Origin of the sequence: Acidovorax sp. SUPP3434 (genome assembly GCF_030159015.1) — a bacterium.
Classification (GTDB): domain Bacteria; phylum Pseudomonadota; class Gammaproteobacteria; order Burkholderiales; family Burkholderiaceae_C; genus Paracidovorax.
In genome coordinates this window covers 1-22,505 of the sequence record NZ_BQXL01000020.1, presented here as the reverse complement: position 1 = coordinate 22,505, position 22,505 = coordinate 1, and the positions used below count along the sequence as shown (strand labels likewise).

At 66.4% G+C, this 22,505-nt stretch carries 23 protein-coding genes; 7 read left to right on the top strand and 16 right to left on the bottom strand.

Annotation, left to right across the window (positions count from 1 at the left end; genetic code table 11):
• Nucleotides 1-9 precede the first annotated feature (9 nt).
• Complete coding sequence (locus AVKW3434_RS21475) at nt 10-414, top strand: hypothetical protein (RefSeq protein ID WP_272568355.1); 405 nt, start codon at nt 10-12, stop codon at nt 412-414.
• A 64-nt stretch (nt 415-478) separates the two neighbouring features.
• On the opposite strand, the gene AVKW3434_RS21470 is transcribed toward AVKW3434_RS21475, so the two are convergent.
• The 8 genes from AVKW3434_RS21470 to AVKW3434_RS21435 form a co-directional block, all read right to left on the bottom strand.
• Nucleotides 479-1,621, bottom strand: a complete 1,143-nt coding sequence (locus AVKW3434_RS21470) for an acyltransferase family protein (protein ID WP_284407443.1) — start codon at nt 1,619-1,621, stop codon at nt 479-481.
• Between the two features lie 160 nt (nt 1,622-1,781).
• Complete coding sequence (locus AVKW3434_RS21465; RefSeq protein ID WP_284399013.1) at nt 1,782-2,738, bottom strand: NAD(P)H-dependent flavin oxidoreductase; 957 nt, start codon at nt 2,736-2,738, stop codon at nt 1,782-1,784.
• A 106-nt stretch (nt 2,739-2,844) separates the two neighbouring features.
• On the bottom strand, nt 2,845-4,635 hold the full coding sequence (locus tag AVKW3434_RS21460; protein WP_284407442.1) for an acyl-CoA dehydrogenase: 1,791 nt from the start codon (nt 4,633-4,635) through the stop codon (nt 2,845-2,847).
• Nucleotides 4,636-4,714: 79 nt separating this feature from the next.
• On the bottom strand, nt 4,715-5,647 hold the full coding sequence (locus AVKW3434_RS21455; protein ID WP_284407441.1) for an electron transfer flavoprotein subunit alpha/FixB family protein: 933 nt from the start codon (nt 5,645-5,647) through the stop codon (nt 4,715-4,717).
• 2 nt (nt 5,648-5,649) lie between these two features.
• On the bottom strand, nt 5,650-6,399 hold the full coding sequence (locus AVKW3434_RS21450; protein WP_272568347.1) for an electron transfer flavoprotein subunit beta/FixA family protein: 750 nt from the start codon (nt 6,397-6,399) through the stop codon (nt 5,650-5,652).
• Between the two features lie 140 nt (nt 6,400-6,539).
• A complete protein-coding gene (locus tag AVKW3434_RS21445; RefSeq protein ID WP_284407440.1) occupies nt 6,540-7,862 on the bottom strand; it encodes a mechanosensitive ion channel family protein in 1,323 nt (440 codons plus the stop codon).
• 110 nt (nt 7,863-7,972) lie between these two features.
• Complete coding sequence (locus AVKW3434_RS21440) at nt 7,973-8,773, bottom strand: enoyl-CoA hydratase (protein ID WP_284407439.1); 801 nt, start codon at nt 8,771-8,773, stop codon at nt 7,973-7,975.
• A 25-nt stretch (nt 8,774-8,798) separates the two neighbouring features.
• The gene (locus tag AVKW3434_RS21435) at nt 8,799-9,758 is read right to left on the bottom strand and encodes a histone deacetylase family protein (protein WP_272552001.1); all 960 of its coding nucleotides are present in this window, start codon (nt 9,756-9,758) and stop codon (nt 8,799-8,801) included.
• A 37-nt stretch (nt 9,759-9,795) separates the two neighbouring features.
• Between AVKW3434_RS21435 and AVKW3434_RS21430 the strand changes: the two genes are divergently transcribed.
• From AVKW3434_RS21430 to mltB (AVKW3434_RS21415), 4 genes are all read left to right on the top strand, one after another.
• Nucleotides 9,796-10,716, top strand: coding sequence for an AAA family ATPase (locus tag AVKW3434_RS21430; protein ID WP_284407438.1), 921 nt, complete (start codon nt 9,796-9,798; stop codon nt 10,714-10,716).
• A gap of 79 nt (nt 10,717-10,795) precedes the next feature.
• Nucleotides 10,796-11,836 carry a DUF58 domain-containing protein gene (locus AVKW3434_RS21425; protein WP_284407437.1) on the top strand — a complete coding sequence of 347 codons (1,041 nt, stop codon included), beginning with the start codon at nt 10,796-10,798 and terminating at the stop codon, nt 11,834-11,836.
• A gap of 128 nt (nt 11,837-11,964) precedes the next feature.
• Nucleotides 11,965-14,013, top strand: a complete 2,049-nt coding sequence (locus AVKW3434_RS21420; protein WP_284407436.1) for a transglutaminase TgpA family protein — start codon at nt 11,965-11,967, stop codon at nt 14,011-14,013.
• Nucleotides 14,014-14,021: 8 nt separating this feature from the next.
• On the top strand, nt 14,022-15,104 hold the full coding sequence (gene mltB / locus AVKW3434_RS21415) for a lytic murein transglycosylase B (protein ID WP_284407435.1): 1,083 nt from the start codon (nt 14,022-14,024) through the stop codon (nt 15,102-15,104).
• Between the two features lie 288 nt (nt 15,105-15,392).
• On the opposite strand, the gene AVKW3434_RS21410 is transcribed toward mltB (AVKW3434_RS21415), so the two are convergent.
• The 3 genes from AVKW3434_RS21410 to AVKW3434_RS21400 form a co-directional block, all read right to left on the bottom strand.
• The gene (locus AVKW3434_RS21410; protein ID WP_284407434.1) at nt 15,393-16,631 is read right to left on the bottom strand and encodes a hypothetical protein; all 1,239 of its coding nucleotides are present in this window, start codon (nt 16,629-16,631) and stop codon (nt 15,393-15,395) included.
• Between the two features lie 94 nt (nt 16,632-16,725).
• A complete protein-coding gene (locus AVKW3434_RS21405; protein WP_272551992.1) occupies nt 16,726-16,968 on the bottom strand; it encodes a hypothetical protein in 243 nt (80 codons plus the stop codon).
• Nucleotides 16,969-17,055: 87 nt separating this feature from the next.
• Nucleotides 17,056-17,223, bottom strand: coding sequence for a hypothetical protein (locus AVKW3434_RS21400; RefSeq protein WP_284407471.1), 168 nt, complete (start codon nt 17,221-17,223; stop codon nt 17,056-17,058).
• Nucleotides 17,224-17,247: 24 nt separating this feature from the next.
• Between AVKW3434_RS21400 and mltB (AVKW3434_RS21395) the strand changes: the two genes are divergently transcribed.
• Nucleotides 17,248-18,135: a lytic murein transglycosylase B gene (mltB, locus tag AVKW3434_RS21395; RefSeq protein ID WP_284407470.1), complete on the top strand. Its 888-nt coding sequence runs from the start codon at nt 17,248-17,250 to the stop codon at nt 18,133-18,135.
• A gap of 59 nt (nt 18,136-18,194) precedes the next feature.
• A complete protein-coding gene (locus AVKW3434_RS21390; protein WP_284407433.1) occupies nt 18,195-18,758 on the top strand; it encodes a histidine phosphatase family protein in 564 nt (187 codons plus the stop codon).
• Between the two features lie 73 nt (nt 18,759-18,831).
• Here the strand turns inward: AVKW3434_RS21390 and AVKW3434_RS21385 are convergent, their stop codons facing one another.
• From AVKW3434_RS21385 to AVKW3434_RS21365, 5 genes are all read right to left on the bottom strand, one after another.
• Nucleotides 18,832-19,725, bottom strand: a complete 894-nt coding sequence (locus tag AVKW3434_RS21385; protein ID WP_284407432.1) for a hypothetical protein — start codon at nt 19,723-19,725, stop codon at nt 18,832-18,834.
• A gap of 270 nt (nt 19,726-19,995) precedes the next feature.
• The gene (locus AVKW3434_RS21380; RefSeq protein WP_284407431.1) at nt 19,996-20,307 is read right to left on the bottom strand and encodes a hypothetical protein; all 312 of its coding nucleotides are present in this window, start codon (nt 20,305-20,307) and stop codon (nt 19,996-19,998) included.
• A gap of 701 nt (nt 20,308-21,008) precedes the next feature.
• Nucleotides 21,009-21,407, bottom strand: a complete 399-nt coding sequence (locus AVKW3434_RS21375) for a DUF6258 family protein (RefSeq protein WP_284407430.1) — start codon at nt 21,405-21,407, stop codon at nt 21,009-21,011.
• A gap of 251 nt (nt 21,408-21,658) precedes the next feature.
• The gene (locus tag AVKW3434_RS21370; protein WP_284407429.1) at nt 21,659-21,973 is read right to left on the bottom strand and encodes a hypothetical protein; all 315 of its coding nucleotides are present in this window, start codon (nt 21,971-21,973) and stop codon (nt 21,659-21,661) included.
• A partial coding sequence (locus tag AVKW3434_RS21365; protein WP_284407428.1) for a hypothetical protein occupies nt 21,970-22,505 on the bottom strand: 536 nt, incomplete at its 5' end. The genes AVKW3434_RS21370 and AVKW3434_RS21365, both read right to left, overlap by 4 nt.

The window sequence follows — 22,505 nt, the reverse complement described above, 5'->3', positions numbered from 1 at the left end:
CCCCAACCCATGAACACCGCTTCTCCCCACGATCCGGAGCCCCCGCTTCCGCCCGATACCGCCCTGACGCAGGCGTCCGATCCCGCCTCCGCCGCGGCCCTGCAGCGCCGCGTCGAGTGCGCACCGGAGTGGTTCTGCGCCTTCCTGGCGGGCAGCAACCGGGAGAAGAACCGCTTCCTTAAGGAGCTGGCCACCATGAAGGGGTCGGTGACATGGCTGGTGCAGCAGCGCCGCCAGGGGCTGTGGACGGCCGAGGAGCGCGACCGGCTGCGCAGCGTGATGCGCTCGGCCTCGTCGGTCAGCCCCTACCTGCTGGTGTGGGTGGTGCCCGGCTCTATGCTCATCCTGCCGTTCATGGCCTGGTTCATCGACTGGCGCCGCCGCGGGCGCGAGGTGGCGAAGGACCCCGCCTGAGCGTCATCCGGCCTGGCATTGCGGGGCCCCGGGCCTGAGCACCCAGGCCCACCGCCGGGCCTGATCAGCCGAAGCGCCCGGCCGCGAACGCCACCACCACGCCGGTGCCCACGAGCCCGGCCTGCCAGCGCAGCGCCACCGTCCACGACGGCACGTGGCGCTCCACCCGCCAGTACAGCAGGCGCCCCGCGGCCAGCGACAGGCCGAAGGCGGTGGCCATGCCCAGCAGGTTCATCGCGGCGGAGTCCCGCCAGGCCTGCTGGAACGCGGCATTCACCAGCAGGCACACGGGAAAGTGCACGAGGAACACCGAATACGACATGCGCCCCAGCCGCTCCAGGGGATGGGGCACGGCACTGGATGCCCCGGCGGGCCAGCGCGCCGACAGCCAGGGCTGCCCCCAGCGCAGCCACAGCACCAGCACCAGCGCGGCCACCCAGGCCACCGCGATGCGTTCGCGGAACTCCACCGCCAGCGCAACTACCCCCAGCGCGGCGATGGCCAGCAACCCCGCCCGGGCACGGGGCGCGCGTACGGTCCAGCACGCCAGCATGCCCAGGCCGTACGACCCGAAGAAGTAGCAGGCCCACATGTCCAGGCCCGCCTCCCGGTTGAGCCACAGCAGGGACAGCGCCGTGCCGGCCAGCACCAGCGCCTTGCCCAGGCGCTCCGCCTGCGGCCGGCTCACTCCCGGCCAGCGGCGCACGGCCGAGAACAGCAGCGCCGCCAGCGCGAAGAGCTGGAAGTCGATGCCCACGTACCAGACCCCGGCGGACAGCGCCTCCTCGCCCACGATGTCCTGGATCATCAGCGCGTTCGCCACCAACTGGGCGGGGCTGGGCTCGCCCGGCACCGAGGGGTGGTCCAGGAAGGGCCGCACCGCGGCGGATGCCAGCACCGCCAGCACCATGGCCACGGCGTAGGGCACGGCCAGCCGCACGAACCGCCGGCCGATCTGCTCGGAGGCGCTGTCGAAGCGCGCCGCGCCGGTGGGCGCCAGGCTGGCCGCGGCGAGGTAGCCGCCGAGGACCAGAAACACCTGCACGGCCATCCGCCCATGCTGGGACAGCCACGCCATCACCTGCGGCATCAGCGGCAGGGCCACATCGGACATGGGGCCGTAGAAAACCAGGTGGTGCGCGACGATGGTCGCGCAGGCCAGGCCCTTGACCGTGTCGATCAGGGAACTGCGGGAGGCGGAGGACATGCGGAAACCGGCGAGGGACGAACCATGGAACGGGCCGCGCGGCAAAGTGCCCGCGGACCCGCAAAAAAGCGCTCCCGGCACTGCCATGCGGCAGCGCCGGGAGCGCGGGGGTCGAAAAGTATAGCGTCCCGGGCCGAGGCAGCCGGCCCGGTGGCGCGGCTCAGAGGACGGCCAGGCGGCCCCGCGCGGCCTGGTACTCGCGGCGCAGACGGGCCACGAGGTCGGCCGCGCCGGTCACCTCGGTGATCGCGCCGATGCCCTGGCCGCAGCCCCAGATGTCCTTCCAGGCCTTCTTGGCGTCGCCGCCGAAATTCATCTTGCTCGGGTCGGACTCGGGCAGGTGGTCGGGGTCGAGCCCGGCCGCGCGCACCGAGGGCGCCAGGTAGTTGCCGTGCACGCCCGTGAACAGGTTGCTGTAGACGATGTCGTCGGAGTTGCCGTCCACGATGGCCTGCTTGTAGGCCTCCTGCGCCCGCGCTTCGTGCGTGGCGATGAAGGCCGAGCCGATGTAGGCGAAGTCGGCCCCCATGGCCTGCGCGGCCAGCACGGCGCCGCCCGAGGCGATCGCGCCGGACAGCGCCACGGGGCCGTCGAACCACTGGCGGATCTCCTGGATCAGCGCGAAGGGGCTCTTGACCCCCGCATGCCCGCCCGCGCCTGCGGCCACGGCGATGAGGCCGTCGGCGCCCTTCTCGATCGCCTTGTGGGCGAACTTGTTGTTGATGATGTCGTGCAGCACGATGCCGCCCCAGCCGTGCACGGCCTGGTTCACGTCCTCGCGCGCGCCCAGGCTGGTGATGACGATCGGCACCTTGTACTTGGCGCAGACCTGCATGTCGTGCTCCAGGCGGTCGTTGCTCTTGTGCACGATCTGGTTGATGGCGAACGGGGCCGAAGGCCGATCGGGGTGCGCCTTGTCATGCGCCGCCAGCGCCTCGGTGATCTCGGCCAGCCAGTCGTCCAGCTGCTCGGCCGGGCGGGCGTTGAGCGCAGGCATCGAGCCCACGATGCCCGCCTTGCACTGCGCGATCACCAGTTGGGGGTTGCTGATGATGAACAGCGGCGAACCGATGACGGGCAGCGAGAGTTTCTGAAGCGCCGGTGGCAACTGGGACATGGACGGTCTCCGGGGTGGGTATTAATGACGAAAAACGGCCCCAGCGCATATTGCTCTAGGGCATTCAGCTATCGATTCAATAGCAATCAAGGCAACCAGAGGGGCATCAGAACGCCTCGGGCGCCAGCGCGGTCACGCTGTCGGCACCTTCCACGATGGCATCGCGCAGGCCGCCGGCCTTGACCAGGATGTGGTCCGCGTAGAACTGTGCGGTGGCGATCTTGGCGCGCAGGAAGGCTTCGTCCTGTCCCTCCGGCAACAGCCGCTGCGCGGCCAGCAGCGCGCGGCCCATCTGCCAGCCTGCCACGAGGTTGCCGGCCAGCATCAGGTACGGCACGCTGCCCGCATAGGCGGCGTTGGGCTGGGCCTTGGCGCTGGCGGCGATGAAATCCACCACCTCCAGGAACGCCGCGCGGGCCTGGGACAGGCGCCGGGCCACGGCGCGGGCGGCGGGCGTGCCGCTGGCGTCGAGTTCGCCCTCGGTCGCCGCGATCTGCGCGGCGATGGCCTTGGCCGTCTGGCCGCCGTCGCGCGCCGTCTTGCGGCCCACGAGGTCGTTGGCCTGGATGGCGGTGGTGCCTTCGTAGATCGTGAGGATCTTCGCGTCGCGGTAGTGCTGCGCGGCGCCGGTCTCCTCGATGAAGCCCATGCCGCCGTGCACCTGCACGCCCAGGCTGGTGACCTCCAGGCTCATCTCGGTGCTGTAGCCCTTGACCAGCGGCACCATGAATTCGTAGAACGCCGTGTTCTGCCGGCGCGTCTCGGCATCGGGGTGGTGGTGCGAGGCGTCGTAGGCGGCCGCGGCCACGGTGGCCATGGCGCGGCAGCCTTCGGTGTAGGCGCGCATGGTCATGAGCATGCGGCGCACATCGGGGTGGTGGATGATGGTGGCGCTGGCCTTCACGCTGCCGTCCACGGGCCGGCTCTGCACGCGGTCCTTCGCGTAGCCCACGGCCTGCTGGTAGGCGCGCTCGGCCACCGCGATGCCCTGCACGCCCACGGCGTAGCGGGCCGCGTTCATCATGATGAACATGTATTCGAGGCCGCGGTTTTCCTCGCCCACCAGGTAGCCCACGGCGCCGCCGTGGTCGCCGAATTGCAGCACCGCGGTGGGCGATGCCTTGATGCCCAGCTTGTGCTCGATGGAGACGCAGTGCGCATCGTTGCGCTTGCCCAGGCTGCCATCGGCGTTGACCAGGAACTTGGGCACCACGAACAGGCTGATGCCCTTCACGCCCTCGGGCGCGCCCTGCACGCGCGCCAGCACGAGGTGCACGATGTTGGCGGCCATGTCGTGCTCGCCATAGGTGATGAAGATCTTGGTGCCGAACACCTGGTAGGTGCCGTCGCCCTGCGGCTCGGCGCGCGTGCGCACCAGCGCCAGGTCCGAGCCGGCCTGCGGCTCGGTGAGGTTCATGGTGCCGGTCCATTCGCCGGTCACCAGCTTTTCGAGGTAGGTGGCTTTCAGCTCATCGCTGCCGGCGGTGAGCAGCGCCTCGATGGCGCCGTCGGTCAGCAGCGGGCAGAGCGCGAAGCTCAGGTTGGCGCTGTTGCACATCTCGATGCAGGCCGCGCCGATGGTCTTGGGCAGCCCCTGGCCGCCGAAGTCGGCAGGGTGCTGCAGGCCCTGCCAGCCGCCCTCGGCGTACTGCCGAAAGGCCTCCTTGAACCCCGGCGTGGTCGTGACCACCCCGTCCTTCCACGACGACGGGTTGCGGTCCCCCACGACGTTCAATGGCGCCACCACGCCCTCGTTGAAGCGGGCGCATTCCTGCAGCACCGCCTGGGCGGTGTCGAGGCCGGCGTCCTCGAAACCGGGCAGCCGGGCCACTTGCTCGATGTTCGCCAGGTGCTCGATCGCGAACAGCATGTCCTTGACGGGGGCGGTGTAACTCATGGAAGAAGTCTCCGGGGGCGAAAAATGTCGGAAAAAAAGGCATCGCAAGCGATGCCTTCCGGGGAACGGGGCCGCGCGATCAGAGCGCCTTGACCAGTTCCGGCACGGCCGTGAACAGGTCGGCCTCCAGGCCGTAGTCGGCCACGCTGAAAATCGGCGCTTCCGGGTCCTTGTTGATCGCCACGATCACCTTGGAGTCCTTCATGCCCGCCAGATGCTGGATCGCGCCCGAGATGCCCGCCGCGATGTACAGCTGCGGCGCCACGATCTTGCCCGTCTGCCCCACCTGCAGGTCGTTGGGCGCGTAGCCCGCATCCACCGCCGCGCGGCTCGCGCCGATCGCCGCACCCAGCTTGTCCGCCAGGGGCGTCATCACTTCGTTGAACTTCTCGCTGCTGCCCAGCGCCCGTCCGCCCGAGACGATGATCTTGGCGGCGGTGAGCTCGGGGCGGTCGCTCTTGGTCACTTCGCGGCCCACGAAACTGCTCTTGCCGGAATCGGCGGCGGCCTCCTGCTTCTCGACGGCGGCCGAGCCCCCGGTGGCGGCCGCGGCATCGAAGCCGGTGGTGCGCACGGTGATGACCTTGGTCGCATCGCTGCTCTGCACGGTGGCGATGGCGTTGCCGGCGTAGATGGGGCGCTCGAAGGTGTCGGGGCTGTCCACCTTGGTGATGTCGCTGATCTGCGCGACATCGAGCTTGGCGGCCACCCGAGGGGCCACGTTCTTGCCGCCCGCGGTGGCGGGGAACAGGATGTGGCTGTAGTTGGCGGCGATGGCCAGCACCTGGGCGGCGACGTTCTCGGCCAGGCCGTCCTTGAGGCTCGCGCCATCGGCCAGGATGACCTTGCTGACGCCGGCGATCTGCGCGGCGGCCTGGGCGGCGGCATCGGCGCCGTTGCCCGCCACCAGCACGTGCACGTCGCCACCGCAGGCCACGGCGGCCGTCACGGTGTTCAGGGTGGAGGGCTTGATGCTGGCGTTGTCGTGTTCGGCAATTACGAGGGCTGTCATGTTCAGATCACCTTTGCTTCGTTCTTGAGCTTGTCCACCAGGGCGGCCACGTCGGGCACCTTGATGCCGGCGCCGCGCTTCGGGGGTTCGGAGACCTTCAGGGTCTTCAGGCGCGGCTTGACATCGACGCCCAGGTCTTCGGGCTTGACGGTATCGAGCTGCTTTTTCTTGGCCTTCATGATGTTGGGCAAGGTGACGTAGCGCGGCTCGTTCAGGCGCAGGTCGGTGGTGACCACGGCCGGCAGCGTGAGGGAGATGGTCTCCAGCCCGCCATCGACTTCGCGCGTGACGTTGACCTTGTCGCCGCTCACTTCCACCTTGGAGGCGAAGGTGGCCTGCGGCAGGTCGGCCAGGGCTGCGAGCATCTGCCCGGTCTGGTTGGCATCGTCGTCGATGGCCTGCTTGCCCAGGATGATGAGCTGGGGCTGCTCCTTGTCCACCAGCGCCTTCAGGATCTTGGCCACGGCCAGGGGCTGCAGTTCTTCGGTGGTCTCCACCAGGATGGCACGGTCGGCACCGATGGCCATGGCGGTGCGCAGCGTTTCCTGGCACTGCGCCACGCCGCAGGAGACGGCGATGACTTCGGTCACCACGCCCTTTTCCTTCAGGCGCACGGCCTCCTCGACGGCGATCTCGTCAAAGGGGTTCATGCTCATCTTCACGTTCGCGATGTCCACACCCGTGTTGTCCGACTTCACTCGGACCTTCACGTTGTAGTCCACCACGCGCTTGACAGGGACCAAAACCTTCATTGCTGCGGCTCCTAGAGTTGTTGATTAATTGACGTTTACGTAAACCGAAACATTCTATTCCGCACCCCTGGCGCATACCCCTGCGCGAGGCAGTGGGATGCCGCCCACCCACAAAAAGAACGATCGTGCTTTTTTGCGAATTATAGGCCAGTGTCTCCGGCCTCCGGGCGCTGCGGTGCGGGTGCTGGCACTTCGGCGACAGCGCCGGCCGGTACCGGGGGCACGGCGTCGCCCCGGATCTGCACCACCCGCTGCGGGTAGGGAATGTCGATGCCCGCCCCGCGCAGGCCCTCCAGGATGGCGATGTTGATGGCCGAGCGCAGGTTGACCGAGCCGGCGGAGGGGTCGCTGATCCAGAAGTTCAGGCTGAACTCCAGCCCGTCGGGCGCGAAGTTGACCAGGTAGGCCACGGGCTGCGGCTCTTTCAGCACGCGCGCCTGCGCGGCGGCGGCCTCGCACAGAATCTGCTGCACCTGGGCCACGTCGCTGTCGTAGCCCACGACGATGTTGGTGGTGACGTTGAACTTGCGATCGGCGTCGGAGAGGTTCTCCACGCGCTGGGTGATGAGGGTCTCGTTCGGCACGATGGATTCGCGGCCGTTGCCCGCGCGGATGAGGGTGTAGCGCGTCTTGATGTCGGTGATGCGGCCCTCGAAGCCATCGACCCGCACGTTGTCGCCGATGCGCAGCGAGCGCTCCAGCAGGATGACGAAGCCGCTCACGTAGTTGGAGGCGAGCTTTTGCAGCCCGAATCCCAGGCCCACGCCCACCGCGCCGCCCAGCACCGACAGCGCGGTCAGGTCCACGCCCACGGCCGACAGGGCGAACAGCATGCCGATCATCAGCAGCACCGCGCGCGTGGCGTTCACCGCCACCTTGCGCATGGACAGGTCATTGACGGCATTGCTCAGCACGCGGCGCTCGAACGTGGACGACACCCACAGCGCCAGCACCATCACCAGCCCCGCCGACAGCACGCCCTGCAGCAGCATCAGCAGGCTGACCTGCGATTTGCCGAAGCTGATGTTGATGTCGGCCAGTTCCTGGCGCACCAGCGGCAGCAGCCCCACGATCCACAGCACGGCCACGCCCCAGGCCACCCACGAGACGATGCGCTCGACCAGCCGCATGGCCGCCGAGCGCGGGAACGCGGCGGTCAGCACCCGCGCGAAGAAGCGGATCAACACCAGCGAGGTCAGCACCGGCACCGCCACGCGCAGCAGGAACACCGGCTGGTAATGCTCCACGCCCACGCGTGCCGCATACACCAGCGCCAGCGAGAGCAGCGGGAACATCAGCCCATCGACGGTGCGCCGCCCGAACCACACCGAATCGGCCGGCTGCTGGCGCCCCACCGCGCGGCTGGCCAGGTAGGCCAGGGCGATACAGGCTGCGAGCACGGCGATCTCCAGCCAGGTGCTGGAGTTGTTGAAGTCGCGCGACAGGGTGTCGAAGATTTCCATCGGCAGTCAGAAGAAGCAGCAGGAGCAGAGGAAGGCGCCACCCGCGGCGGCGCCGGGATGGAAAGAGAGGCGGGGATCGGGAACCGGGGACGGCGGCATGGCCAGCGGGCTCAGCGCGCCGGCTTCCAGGCCGGCGTGCGTTTTTCAGCGAAGGCGCGCGCGCCCTCCTGCGCCGCCGCGTCCATCATGTTGGTGGCCATGGCCTGGCCCGCGAGCTGGTAGGCCGCCTCCACGCCCAGCTCGCGCTGCTGGTAGACCAGGGCCTTGCCCATGGCGACCGCGGCGCGGGGCTTTTCCAGGATGGACTGCACGAGCCGTTCGACCTCGGCATCGAGTTGCGCCTGCGGCACCACGCGGTTCACCAGCCCTTGCGCCTGCGCGGTGCGCGCATCGATGAAGTCGCCCGTCAGCAGCATTTCCATGGCGCGCTTGAGCGGCACATTGCGCACCAGCGGCACGCTGGGCGTGGCGCAGAACAGGCCGTAGTGGATGCCGCTGGTGGCGAAGGTGGCGTCGTCCGCCGCCACCGCCAGGTCGCACTGCGCCACCAGCTGGCAGCCAGCCGCCGTGGCCATGCCCTGCACGCGGGCGATCACCGGCACGGGCAGCTGCTGGATGGCGAGCATCATGCGGCTGCACTGGGCGAAGAGCTTCTGGTACCAGGCCTTGTCGGGGTGGGCGGCCATGTCCTTCAGGTTGTGGCCGGCGCAAAAGGCCTTGCCGCTGGCGGCCAGCACCACCACCCGCGCGGTGTCGTCGCGGGCCACGTCGGCCAGCGCCTGCTGCAGCGCGGCGAGCATGCCGTCGCCCAGCGCGTTGAAGCGCGCGGGGTCGTCCAGCGTGAGGGTGACGACGCCCCGCGCATCGCGCGAAACGGCCAGGGGGTTCGGGGGAGCGGAAGGGGTCGTCATGCGAGGGGGCGGCTAAGGCAGAAGGTCACAGGTCGGCCAGCACGCGCACGTGGGCTTCCACGCTGCGCGCCAGGGCATCCATCATGTAGCCGCCCTCCAGGCAAGAGACGATGCGGCCCTTGGAGTGGCGGCGGGCCACGTCCTTCACGCGCTGGGTGATCCAGGTGTAGTCCTGCTCGGTCAGGCCGAGCTGGCCCATGTCGTCCTCGCGGTGGCCGTCGAAGCCGGCGCTCACGAAGATCATCTCGGGCTTGAAGGCCTCCAGCCGCGGAATCCACAACATCTCGATCAGTTCGCGGATGTCCATGCCGCGCGTGTAGGCGGCCACGGGCACATTGAGCATGTTGGGCGCCGGGTCGCGGTCGCCGCTGTAGGGATAGAACGGGTGCTGGAAGATGCCCACCATCAGCACGCGGTCGTCGCCGGCCAGGATGTCCTCGGTGCCGTTGCCGTGGTGCACGTCGAAATCCACCACCGCCACGCGGCGCAGGCCGTGGCGCTTCAAGGCATACCGCGCGGCGATGGCCACGTTGTTGAAGAAGCAAAACCCCATGGCCTTGTCGCGCGTGGCGTGGTGGCCCGGCGGGCGCACGCAGCAGAAGGCGTTCTCCAGCTCGCCCGCCATCACCGCATCGGTGGCGGCCAGGGCCGCGCCGGCGGCGCGCAGCGCGGCGTTCCAGGTGTGGGTGTTGATGGAGGTGTCGGGGTCGATCTGCGCATGCGCCGGGCCGCCGGCCAGCAGCTCTTCGGCCAGCCGCTCGGACATGCCGCGCAGGGCGTCCACATGGCGGCGGTCGTGCGCCAGCTCGATGTCGGCCAGAGACGCCTCGGGGGCCTGGATGCGTTCCAGCGCGTCGGCCACGCCGGTGGCGAGCAGTCGGTCCTCGATGGCATCCAGCCGCGCCGGGCATTCGGGATGCCCCGGGCCCATCTCGTGCTTCCAGCATTCGCGATGGGTGAAATAGCCTGTCATGCCCACAGTCATTCCCGTAGCCTCGTTCTTTTTCGGATAACGTCGCACCATGCAAGCACAGCACAAAATCAAGTCGCTTCTGGACCAGCTTAACACGGTGATCGTGGGCAAAAGCGCCCAGGTCCAGGACTGCGTGGCCTGCCTTCTGGCCGGCGGCCACCTGCTGATCGAGGACGTTCCCGGCGTCGGCAAGACCACGCTGGCCCACGCGCTGGCGCGCACCTTCGGGCTGCAGTTCTCGCGCGTGCAGTTCACCGCCGACCTGATGCCGAGCGACCTCACCGGCGTCTCGGTGTACGAGCGCGGCAAGGAGTCGTTCGTGTTCCACCCCGGCCCCGTGTTCGCGCAGGTGCTGCTGGCCGACGAGATCAACCGCGCCAGCCCCAAGACCCAGAGCGCACTGCTCGAAGCCATGGAAGAAAAGCAGGTCTCGGTGGAGGGCGAAACCCGCGCCCTGCCCCACCCGTTCTTCGTGATCGCCACGCAGAACCCGCACGACCAGCTGGGCACCTTCGCGCTGCCCGAATCGCAGCTGGACCGTTTCCTGATGCGCATCTCCATCGGTTACCCCGACCGCGCGGCCGAACGCCTGCTGCTGGCCGGGGCCGACCGGCGAGAAATGGTGGACAGCATGCTGCCCCTGCTCTCGGGCGACGAGCTGGCCCAGCTGCAGCAGCAGGTGCTGGCCGTGCACACGGCCGACCCGCTCTTGAACTACGTGCAGGACCTGATGGCCGCCACCCGCTCGGGCCGGTGGTTCCTGCAGGGCCTGTCGCCCCGCGCCGGCATCGCGCTGGTGCGCGCGGCCAAGGCGCAGGCGCTGATCTCGGGGCGCGACTACGTGGCCCCAGACGACGTGCAGGCCGTGCTGCCCCAGACCGTTGCCCACCGCCTGGTGCCCGTGGGCGATGCCGGGCGCGGCGCCGTGGAGCAGGTGCGGGCCATGGTGGATGCCGTGCCGCTGCCCTGAGTCCCCCCTCCGCCGCCGGCCCGCCATCGATCCCCCTTTCCCTGTTCCCCCGACCCCCACCACATCGCCCAGCCCCGCCATGCCGGCCGCCGCCCCGCCCCCGCTCACCCCGCCGCTGCCGCCGCACGCCCCGCGCCCGGCCCCCTGGCCGCTGGCCACCGTGCAGCGGCGCTGGCAGCGCTGGTGGCAGTCGCGCATCAAGCGCACCGACACCGTCACGCTCACCCAGCGCAATGTGTACATCCTGCCCACGGGCGCGGGCTGGATGCTGGCGCTCACGCTGCTGGTGTTGCTGGTGGCGTCCATCAACTTCCAGCTCAACCTGGGCTACCTGCTCACCTTCCTGCTGGCCGGCAGCGCGGTGGTGGGCATCCACATCTGCCACGGCACGCTGCGCGGCCTCACCCTGCACCTGGTGGCGCCGGAGCCGCAGTTCCTGGGCACCAGCACCGCGCTGGAGGTGCAGCTGAGCCACACGCGGCGCACCGCGCGCCACGGCATCGCGGTGGCGGTGCACGGCGCGGGCACGGACACCAAATGGGTCTGGACCGACGTGCCCGCCGAAGGCTCGGCCAGCGTGCAGGTGGCCTACCAGCCGCTGCGGCGCGGGCTGCACGACGCGCCCACGCTCACGGCCGAGACACGCTTTCCGCTGGGCACCTTCCGCGTCTGGACCCTCTGGCGGCCCGCGGCGCAGGTGCTGGTGTATCCCCAGCCCGAGGTGCCGCCCCCGCCGCTGCCCGCGGGCGAGCCGCGCTCGGGCGGCGCGGGCAGCACGCCCACGCAGGGCATCGGCGAGTTCGACGGCGTGCGGGCCTACCGCCGTGGCGACCCGCTCAAGCTGGTGGTCTGGAAGAAGGCCGCCAAGTCGCTGGCCACCGGCACCGACGACCTGGTGAGCCGCGACGCCCAGCAGGCCCAGCGGCAGGAGCTGTGGCTCGACCCGGCCGTCACCGGCCTGAGCGACCCCGAAGCCCGCCTGTCGCGCCTGGCCGCCTGGGTGCTGCAGGCCGACCGGCTGGGCGTGGAATACGGGCTGCGCCTGCCCGGCGGCGAGATCGCCCAGGACAGCGGCGCCGCCCACCGCCGCCGCTGCCTGGAGGCGCTGGCCCTGTGCTGAGCACCCCCACCTTTCATGATCAAAATGCCATCCAGCACAATCAACACTAGGGCATACTGCTACAAAAATAGTAGCAATGCATTGTCGGTGCCGGCCGGCCGCCTGCCGGTGGCGCGGAGCGCCCGCCCATGAGCCTGCGCCAGACGCTCGCCACCCTGCCGCGCGACACCCGCGACACCCTGTTCCTCATCGTCGTCATCGCCTGGGTGATCGCGCCGCAGGCCGCCAACCTGCCCGTGTGGACCACGGCGCTCGCCGCCCTGGTGCTGGCCTGGCGCGGCTGGCTGGCGCTGGAAGGCCGGCCCCTGCCGGGCCGCTGGGCCACTGGCGGGCTGCTGGTGGTGTCGGTGGCGCTCACGCTGGCGTCGCACCGCACGATCGTGGGGCGCGATGCGGGCGTCACGCTCATCGTGATGCTGCTGGCGCTCAAGACGCTGGAGCTGCGCGCGCGGCGCGACGCCATGGTCATCTTCTTCCTGGGCTTCTTCACGATGCTCAGCAACTTCTTCTTCTCGCAGTCGCTGCTCACGGCGACCGCCATGCTGGTCGCGCTGCTGGGGCTGCTCACCGCCCTGGTCAACGCCCACATGCCCGTCGGCCGCCCGCCGCTGGCGCAATCCATGCGCACGGCCGGCAAGATGGCGCTGCTGGGCGCGCCCATCATGCTGGCGCTGTTCCTGCTGTTCCCGCGCATGGCGCCCCTGTGGGGCATGCCCAACGACAACCCCTCGGGGCGCAGCGGGCTGTCGGGCGAGATGGAGATCGGCAACGTCGCCTCGCTGGCGCTGGACGACAGCGTGGCGATGCGCGTGCAGTTCGACACGCCGGGCGGCGAGGCGCCGCCGCAGAGCCAGCTTTACTTTCGCGGCCCGGTGCTCACCGCCTTCAACGGCCGGCAGTGGTTCGCCCTCGGGCAGTCCGGCGCGCCGTCCTCGGCCTTTCGCCCGCCCGCTCCCGCGCGGCTGCAGACCGAGGGCGAGCCCCTGCGCTACGCCGTCACGCTGGAGCCGCTGCGGCGCCCCTGGCTGCTCACCCTGGACGTGGCCCGCGACCGGCCCGAACTGCCCGAGGGCCTGTCGGCCTTCATGACGCAGGAGCTGCAATGGGTGGTCAACCGGCCGGTCAACGAGGTCATGCGCTACCGCGCCGAAAGCTACCCCCGCTTCACCCACGGCCCGGCGCAGCGCACCGGGCAGATGCGCTCCTACGTGGAGCTGCCCGACGGCTTCGACCCACGCACCCGCGCCCTGGCGCAGGAGATGCTCGCCGACCCGCGCCTGGCTGCTGGCGGGCCACCCGCCCTGATCGACGCCGCCCTCGCCCGGCTGCGCACCGGCGGCTACAACTACACACTGGAGCCCGGCGTGTACGGCCAGCACACGGCCGACGCGTTCTGGTTCGACATCAAGGAAGGCTTTTGCGAACACATCGCCTCGGCCTTCGTCGTGCTGATGCGGGCGATGGACATTCCCGCGCGCATCGTCACCGGCTACCAGGGCGGCGAACGCAACGGGGTCGACGGCTACTGGACCGTGCGCCAGAGCGATGCGCACGCCTGGGCCGAAGTCTGGCTCGAAGGCCGCGGCTGGGTGCGCGTGGACCCGACCGGCGCCGTCTCGCCCGGCCGCATCGGCGCCTTCCAGCGCCTGCAGGCCCCGCGCGGCGTGTTCGGCAACGCCATGGACACCATGATCAGCCCCGGCATGGTGCAGCAGATGCGCGCCGTGTGGGAGGCCGTCAACAACGGCTGGAACCAGTGGGTGCTCAACTACACCCAGGGCCGCCAGCTGGACATGCTGAAAGCATTGGGCATCGAATCGCCCAGCTGGGAAGACCTGGCCCGGGCCCTGGGCGGGCTGGCCGCGCTGGCCGCGCTCGCGGGCGCCGGCTGGACGCTGTGGGAGCGCAGCCAGCACGACCCCTGGCTGCGCCTGCTGGCCCATGCCCGCGACCGGCTCGCCCGCGCCGGCCTGCCCCTGCCCGCCACCCTGCCGCCGCGCGCCATGGCCGAGCGCGCCCGGGCGCAGTTCGGCGACGCCGCCAGCGCACCCATCGCCGACTGGCTGCTGCGCCTGGAACACACCCGCTACGCCCCCGAACCGGCCACCGCCCTGGCCGACCTGCGGCGCGACCTGCGCCGCCTGCCCTGGCCGGCGCGCCAGCCGCCGACCCCTTGACCGCTCCCATGCCCTCCTTCGCCTTCCTTCGCCACGCCCTGCTGCTGATCGCCGCCGCCCTCCTGTCCCCGGGCGCCATCGCCCAAAAGCCCGTCAAGAAAAACCCGCCCCGGGCCCCGGCCGCGGCCCCGCAGCCGGCGATCTTCTACGACCAGCGCGCGGACGCCATGCAGTTCGCCGACGACATCGCCGCGCGCCGCGACCTGGACCGCGAATGGGTGCGCCAGGCCATCGGCCAGGCGCGCTTTCTGAGCCAGGTGCCGCGCCTCATGCTGCCGCCGCCGGCCGGCACGCCCAAGAACTGGCGCGTGTACCGCAGCCGCTTCGTCGAGCCCGTGCGCATCCGCGCGGGCGTGCGCTTCTGGCACGACAACGCCGACACCCTGGCCCGCGCCGAGCGCGAATACGGCGTGCCCGCGGAAATGATCGTCGGCATCATCGGCGTGGAAACCATCTACGGCCAGCAGATGGGCAACTTCCGCGTCATCGACGCGCTGGCCACCCTGTCGTTCGACTTTCCCATGGCCCACCCGCGCGCGGCCGAGCGCGTCGCGTTCTTCCGGGGCGAGCTGGAGCAGTTCCTGAGCCTCATGCAGCGCACCAACGCCGACCCGCTGGAGCCACGCGGCAGCTACGCGGGCGCCATGGGCCTGGGCCAGTTCATGCCCTCCAGCTGGGCGCGCTACGCGGTGGACTTCGACGGCGACGGCCGCATCGACCTCTTCAACAGCCCCGCCGACGCCATCGGCTCGGTCGCCAACTACTTCAAGGGCCACGGCTGGACCACCGGCATGCCCACGCACTACGCGGTCGAGTTCGACCCGGCGCGGCTGCGCCTCGAAGACCTGCTGGCCCCCGACATCCTGCCCACCTTCACCGTCGCCCGCATGGCCGAACTGGGCGCACTGGTGCAGGGCGACGGCGCCACCCACCGCGGCCCACTGGCCCTGGTGGAACTGCAGAACGGCGTTGGATCGCCCGTCTTCTACGCGGGCACCGAGAACTTCTATGCCGTCACGCGCTACAACTGGTCGAGCTACTACGCCATGGCCGTGATCGAACTGGGGCGCGAAGTGGCGGCGGCGCGGTAGGGCGACGGGCTATGCGCCCGCGCCTGGACGGCCGGGGTGACCGTGGAACGGCGTGCAGCAGTGCCATCACGGCGCGCTGTGAGATTCGGGCTGCCGCTGAAAACCGAAGAGGTGCGGTTGTTCAGGGCACCGCCCAGGCCGGACAACCACAGGCGCTCGCCGATCAAGGTCATGGATCCGGGCGGCGCGGCGAGCCTTGCCGATACCCGAGCATGCCATGCTAGCAGGAGCAGCCATCCGCTATTCCTGCGTCCACGGAGAACGCACGCGAAACCTTCAACAGATCAGCTATTTCGTTGGGCGCATGGCTGCTGCGTATGACTGCTCGTAGCGGCCGAAGTGACCAGAAGCCTGCGTTTGGGCCAAATTCTCTTGTTCCGACTGGTTACCAGGCTCGATGTGCCCCTGGTCCGTCACCCTGCAATGCCATGCGTTGGGTTGGTTGGCGAGGCCCGCCCGGCGCAGTGTCTGCAGCGCCTCCATGAAGTAAGCCTGAACGTTGCGGCTCGAGTTGTATTCGATCCTTTCTACGGCCTCGGCATATTCGCGGGGGGACATCCGGGTTTCGACCGCCTTGCGATCGCATTGCAGAAATGCACTGCTCAACGAAGCATTGCTCAATTCGAAGGCAAGAACGCCCATTGCCATGGAGGGGTCGCGCGCCATTATCTCCCCCAGTACCACTTGCCTTCGCTGCCCGTCGAAATGCGCAGTGGCCTCTTCGGGATCGACGCGCATCCGTACCGGGCCCTCCGCCTCGATCGTCGCCATGGTCTGCCGGAACGTTGGGGAATCGACGAATACCATGAAAAGATTCTGGACCGCCTGCGCGAGCCGCTCGTCCGCCCCGTCATGTCTCAAGGTGGTGGAGCAAAGCTCCACCCACTCTCGGGCCCGCGCCTCGAGCGCTGGAGCGGCGGAAGGGGTTGGGAAGTGCCCAGAGGCCCGGCCCACGTCGGAACCGGCATGAGCGCCCCAGGCGGGAGACGACCACGCATCGACAGGGGCAGCCGGATATTCACCGCCCGGCGCGCCGTGCCAGTCAGCGGACGAACCATGCCAGCCGCCGTGGTGCTCTTGCCAGCCGCCATGACTCTCGTAGCCGGAAAAGGCTTCCCTTTGCCAACTGGATGATCTGTCCGGTTCGGGAGAAGCTGCGCGGCGCGGAAGAGAGGGCAAAGCTTCGCGCAGTGAATGGGTCGAAAAGGAAGAAGACCCCCTGGGCGACGCCGGTGGCGATTCAGGGGAATGGGCATTGTCGCGATCGACAGTCTGCCGTCGCAGCGCATTGTAAGCAGCGAGGTCGTGGAAGAAATCCATGATGCAATAAGTGAAAACAATCGGCCTCGCATCTTCTTGCCCGACCGACCGGCTTGGATCGGCGTGAGCGAAACAACCGGGCAGTGCGCGAAGAGCCCTTCCAAAAACGATTTGCCGGCCATCCTCAAAGAACCTCCCGCTGCTCTCGCGGCGCTGCGGCAGCGTCACCTGCTCCGCCACGACACGGGATTGCTTTTCCAAAAGCATTCGGTGGACTGTCAACGGGGCAACGGTAAAGAGGTCCGCAATCGGCCGTAGAAAGAAGCGCTGGGAAGACCCATGCGCGTCTTCCACAGAAATCTCAAGGCACGCGGACGATGTGCGGGAAGGTCAGCCCGTAGTTGGCGGCCACGCCGGGCGTCGCGCCGGGATTGCTCAGCTTCACGAACGCGGCACCGATGAGCGGCACGCCCCGGCCGTCCGGCACCGGCAGGTTGGCCCAGCCGTTCGGGAACGAGCCCAGGTACAGCGCCCGCCGGTTCACGGACGACGACAGCGCCGAGGGCACGTCGGCGCCCGCGCCGCCGAAGGACAGCACGGACACCGCGCCGCAGCTTTCATGCTTGGCGGAGGGGTCGAGCGGAGTCTGGCTGCTGACGACGGCGGCGTCGCGGTCGGCGATGCGCAGCGTCTAGGTGCCGGAGGTGCTGCACACGCTCTGGCCGGTTTCGGTGTTCCCCGAGTGGAAATACTGCTCGCCGCCGCCCACCGGCGGCACGACGGAGTAGACCCCCTGGTTGGAGCGGTCGGTCTGGCGGTAGTCGCGCGCCACGCTGTACCGCTTGGTGGGGGTGGCCACCACCCAGTCGGTGCGGGCCGCGACCTGGACCGCGAATGGGTGCGCCAGGCCATCGGCCAGGCGCGCTTTCTGAGCCAGGTGCCGCGCCTCATGCTGCCGCCGCCGGCCGGCACGCCCAAGAACTGGCGCGTGTACCGCAGCCGCTTCGTCGAGCCCGTGCGCATCCGCGCGGGCGTGCGCTTCTGGCACGACAACGCCGACACCCTGGCCCGCGCCGAGCGGGAATACGGCGTGCCGGCGGAAATGATCGTCGGCATCATCGGCGTGGAAACCATCTATGGCCAGCAGATGGGCAACTTCCGCGTCATCGATGCGCTCGCCACCCTGTCGTTCGACTTTCCCATGGCCCACCCGCGCGCGGCCGAGCGCGTGGCGTTCTTCCGGGGCGAGCTGGAGCAGTTCCTGAGCCTCATGCAGCGCACCAACGCCGACCCGCTGGAGCCACGCGGCAGCTACGCCCGCGCCATGGGCCTGGGCCAGTTCATGCCCTCCAGCTGGGCGCGATACGCAGTGGACTTCGACGGCGACGGCCGCATCGACCTCTTCAACAGCCCCGCCGACGCCATCGGCTCGGTCGCCAACTACTTCAAGGGCCACGGCTGGACCACCGGCATGCCCACGCACTACGCGGTCGAGTTCGACCCGGCGCGGCTGCGCCTCGAAGACCTGCTGGCCCCCGACATCCTGCCCACCTTCACCGTCGCCCGCATGGCCGAACTGGGCGCACTGGTGCAGGGCGACGGCGCCACCCACCGCGGCCCACTGGCCCTGGTGGAACTGCAGAACGGCGTTGGATCGCCCGTCTTCTACGCGGGCACCGAGAACTTCTATGCCGTCACGCGCTACAACTGGTCGAGCTACTACGCCATGGCCGTGATCGAGCTGGGGCGCGAGGTGAACGCGGCGCGATAGCAAAACCCGGCGGAACAAAAAAGCGAGCGCTCCCCGCTTCGGGGGCCACAATGGACCGCATGCAACGCCGTCAACTCCTGCGCCTGGGATCGGCCGCCAGCCTGGCTGGCGCCCTGTCCGCCACCGCCTCCTCCTCCTACGCCGCCACCGAACCCGGCACCGTGCTGCTGATGCGGCATGCGCAGACCGATCCCGGCACGGGCGATCCACCCGGCTTCGCCCTGGGCCAATGCAGCACGCAACGCAACCTCAGCGCCGAAGGGCGCGCGCAGGCCCAGCGCATCGGGGCACTGCTGAAGCAGCAAGGCCTGGCGCCCCAGCGAGTGCGCTCCAGCGCCTGGTGCCGCTGCCAGGACACCGCCATGCTGGCCTTCGGCCAGATGGAGCCTTGGGAGGCGTTGAATTCGTTCTTCGATGGCGGGGACACCCAAGGCGCGCAGACCGCGGCGCTGCGGAAAGCGCTGGCGGCGGTGCCCACCGGGCAGGTCGAGGTGTGGGTGACGCACCAGGTCAACATCACGGCATTGACGGGGATTTACCCGGCATCGGGGGAGGTGCTGGTGTTGCGGCGGGGGGATGGGGTGGATGGAGCGCCGATGGTGCTGCGGCGGGTGCGGGGTTGAGCCGCAGGGCCGCCTCCGCTAATCAAAGGCAATGCCATCGCAAGAGCAGCTTCGCCCCGCCCTGCCCCAGCGGTTATCCGAGACCGGCACCAGCGTCAGTCGTCGCATTCAGGCCTGTAACGATGGCATTCGAATAGCTCTGCATATCTGACGATTGCTTCAAAATCATATCGAGAGTCCAGATAACCCCCCCTCCAACGCAACCCATTCCCTCAAAGGTTTGCATTAAGGAGTTGACAGCTGCAGGAGTTTCCGCCGAATCACCTGGAATGATGAATTGATCGGTCTGAAAATTTTCAATTGAATTGGCAATCGTACTTGCCCATTCATCAGGAGAATTTCCATAGCCACCCGAATAGCACTGCAGATTCACCCACTTGACTGAGCCAGGGCTGGAGTCATTGAGTTGGGCAAGAGAACTCACCCAAAAATCCTGCATGGTGTATGGGCAAAAAGTGATCGCAAAACCCAAATCGATGAGCATTCTGCAAAATGCGACGAAGGAGGGCTCATCGTAAGTCTCTTCGCAATCCATATCAACAATGCTTACCGCGGGAAATGTCTTGCGGAAAGCAGCGAAATTCTTCTGCACCGGAGTATTGTCAAAAGAATTGTTGTTGGCTTTGTAGATTTCGGCCAAAGCCTCATAGTCAGACACGCCACCACCGCCTATAGACGCGCAGATGGTGGTCACCGTACCACCCAATATTTGGCCTACCAAACCAGGCCATTCTGGCGCACCGACATAACTTCCATCTGCAATAATTAGAGTGTTATTGAAATAAATATCACCCATGGCTTCTGGCCCTGCCCCAGATTTTCCACTAATGTGAAAAAGGCCAAGAATAGCGGTGGTGAAGCCCGATTTTTTCAACTTTTCAATGGTAGCAGGGACAGGCTTGTCTTTAGGGGCCGAGTCAGGATAAATATAACCCTCGACATATACCGCGACATTCAAACCATTCATGGCATTTCCTCTGTAAAAAATTGAGTAAACGCATTTTGCAATCGGCAGCTGTTTTTAAGTCAATTTTTTTCTGAAACGATCTGAACTGTTCTGAAACCGCTTGGTATCGAAGGGCAACACCGTTGTGGCACGGAGTTGGGTGGCGGTTGGGGGGTGCATGTGCCGCTGGGGATCTATATGATACGTCCGGCGCTACCCCCCAAACCAGTGGCAGCAGGGCTCTCGTGATCATCTAGCGGTGGCATGGCGATATTGTCACCAGCAACCGATTTATTCTATTTTTAAAATCTCACCCACTCCAATTTTTCTCCCCTCCCACAGAAAAAAATCTGCTCCTACTTTTGCGTGCATAAGTACCTCATCCTGCGAAATAAACACCATGGGAATAGGCTCAGCAGTTTCCCCTGGAGATATAGAGCTACCGTACTCAGGCATAAGCAAACGGCAGTCATATCCATGATTAGAGAGAGCTGGAATATTTTCAAAAAAAACCGGGCATCCAAAATTCAGCACAGGGATTGCTTGTGCACGGCCACCATTGATTTTGCTGAAAAGGCTTATTCTTGCAAAAATACGTTTCATGACAATGAGGAATAGTTGAGAACTCTCGTTCGCAATTTGCGCAAGGCAGAAATGGGCATCGGCCCGTTCGCGGTGGGCAGGTAGATGACCTCGGTGATGTCCATCTCGCCCGCAGCTGCCGCGCTGTCGCTGCTCCGCCGGCTGCCGTACGCCCCAGCACGGTACTGCCGATGCCGTCCTCCGCATAGACGGTCTGTGTGGTGATAGCGGGGTTGTTCGCCCCGGACAGCCGCGCATCGCTCTTGAACACCCGCTGGCCCAGGGCGTTGTACGTATAGCTCACGGTCAAGACGATGGCCGGATCAGGGTTCGGCCCCGCCTTGGCGATGCGGCCCTCCACTCCTTAGTGCAGGTGAGCGCCACCTGCTGCGCCACTGTGCTGCTTTGCGTGGGCAGCATGTGTTGCTGGATGATCTGCGCGATGCGTCCGGCGTTGTCCTAGGTAAGTTGCAGCAGGGCGCCGGCGGCCAGTTGGCCCGCGCTGGTGTAGCTGCGCTGCTCGGCCAGCGGCGCGGGGTTGCCGGGGGTCTGCACGAACCCGGGCCATTGCCAGCTGGTGGCTTGACCCAGCGGGCTCCAGGTTATGCCGCTGGACAGGGGCTGGTGTTGCTCCCGCTGGTAGAGACTGCTGGTGGCTTTTTAAGACAGAAAGAGAACGGGGCGATGGTGTCGATGGGCTACGCAATGGCAATTCTTAACCTTCAAGCACACACGCGGGTGCCATCTTTTGTTTCAATTGCAAGACTCTCTGCAATTACGGTTAAAAGCTTTTCGCTGGACATTCCTTGCGAATCAACCAATCCCAAGCTAAAGACAAACTCCCACGCATTATCCTTTTCAGCCAACTGCGTAACAGATACCGGCTCGACCCAATCGTTTGGCAACTGTCCCTTCAATTCCAAGTTGCAACTGGAGACATTTTCGAAGACTAAAAATCCATCATGCACATCTTCAGCACTGTGATAGCTCCATGAATCTCCACGCACTCTAGATATGCAATCCACCTTCAATAAAACTCTCTTTTTAGTGCCTTCTATGCTTATAGATAGGCACAACCGATCCCCAAGATAAATCGTCTTAATAAACTGGTCTGGTGTCATTGTGTTCACCTAATTAAGCGACCAATGTGCCGCGCCGCTATTTGCTGGAACCACATTGCCATTTACATCAACTGATGGGCCTTGCCCAGCCCGTCCAGGCCCAGTTCCCATCTGATGTCCATGCCCATGAGGCGTCGGATTATTTGGATGGCGGCTGGGATTAAGCCGCTGAAAATTTTAGCCATTCGAAAACAATGTATTCTAGTTTTCAGCAGTACGCGCCTTACTGCTCATTTACGACTGTTGCTGCGTTAAATTGGCTCGCAACATTCCGACAGTACTTTGGCAACTGCCACTGGAATCATTCCAGCTGTAAGAATGAGTTGCCCATCACCAGAAACAAGCCTTGGCTCCATCTCTTTTACCAGCGCAAATATTTTCGCAATTTGCCAAACGCCATTTGATCCCTTAGGAGATTCGAATTTAACAAAAACACTAAACAAGTCGTCCACCCCCCCGCTCTCTCTGTAGCAGGTTAATCTAGCATTGGGACTTTTTGTCGGCTCATCAATTAACCAATGCAATTCCGTGACGACACCGGAACGAATTTCTTTAAGATTTTTCATGGCAAGAGATTTCCAGTGAACGCGTTAATATTCATCCGAGAATTGATCTGCTGAAGCAACTGTCCATCTGCTGATCGAGCAGGCCCAATTCCATCGAGTTTTGGCACCCTCATCATCTGATTCGCAAGAGAGTTTGGTATCTCCACCCGCAATGTGAAAACTGCTTCTTTATCAAATGTATAGAACTTTTTACCCCAAGCAGCAGCATCAGTTGCAGACTCAGCAAACCACTTATTCCCCATTGCTCCAGGGCCTGGGCTAAATCCCCCAGATTTAGCCACGCTGTCTAACTCAGCCCGGGAGACCACACGATACAGATCAGTGGTTTCTTTTGCGGCACAGTAGGCCCCTGATTCGATACCGTGAGCAATACCTTGTGCCACTGGACTTAGCCGAGAGACCGTGGTCGGAATCTGCGCCACCAACGGGCTCATCGGAGATACCACTGCGCCGTTGACACCCGATGCCCCAGCAATGAATTCTGTGATAGCTGGGCCATACCGGTAGTAGGCACTTTGTACCCATGCCGCGG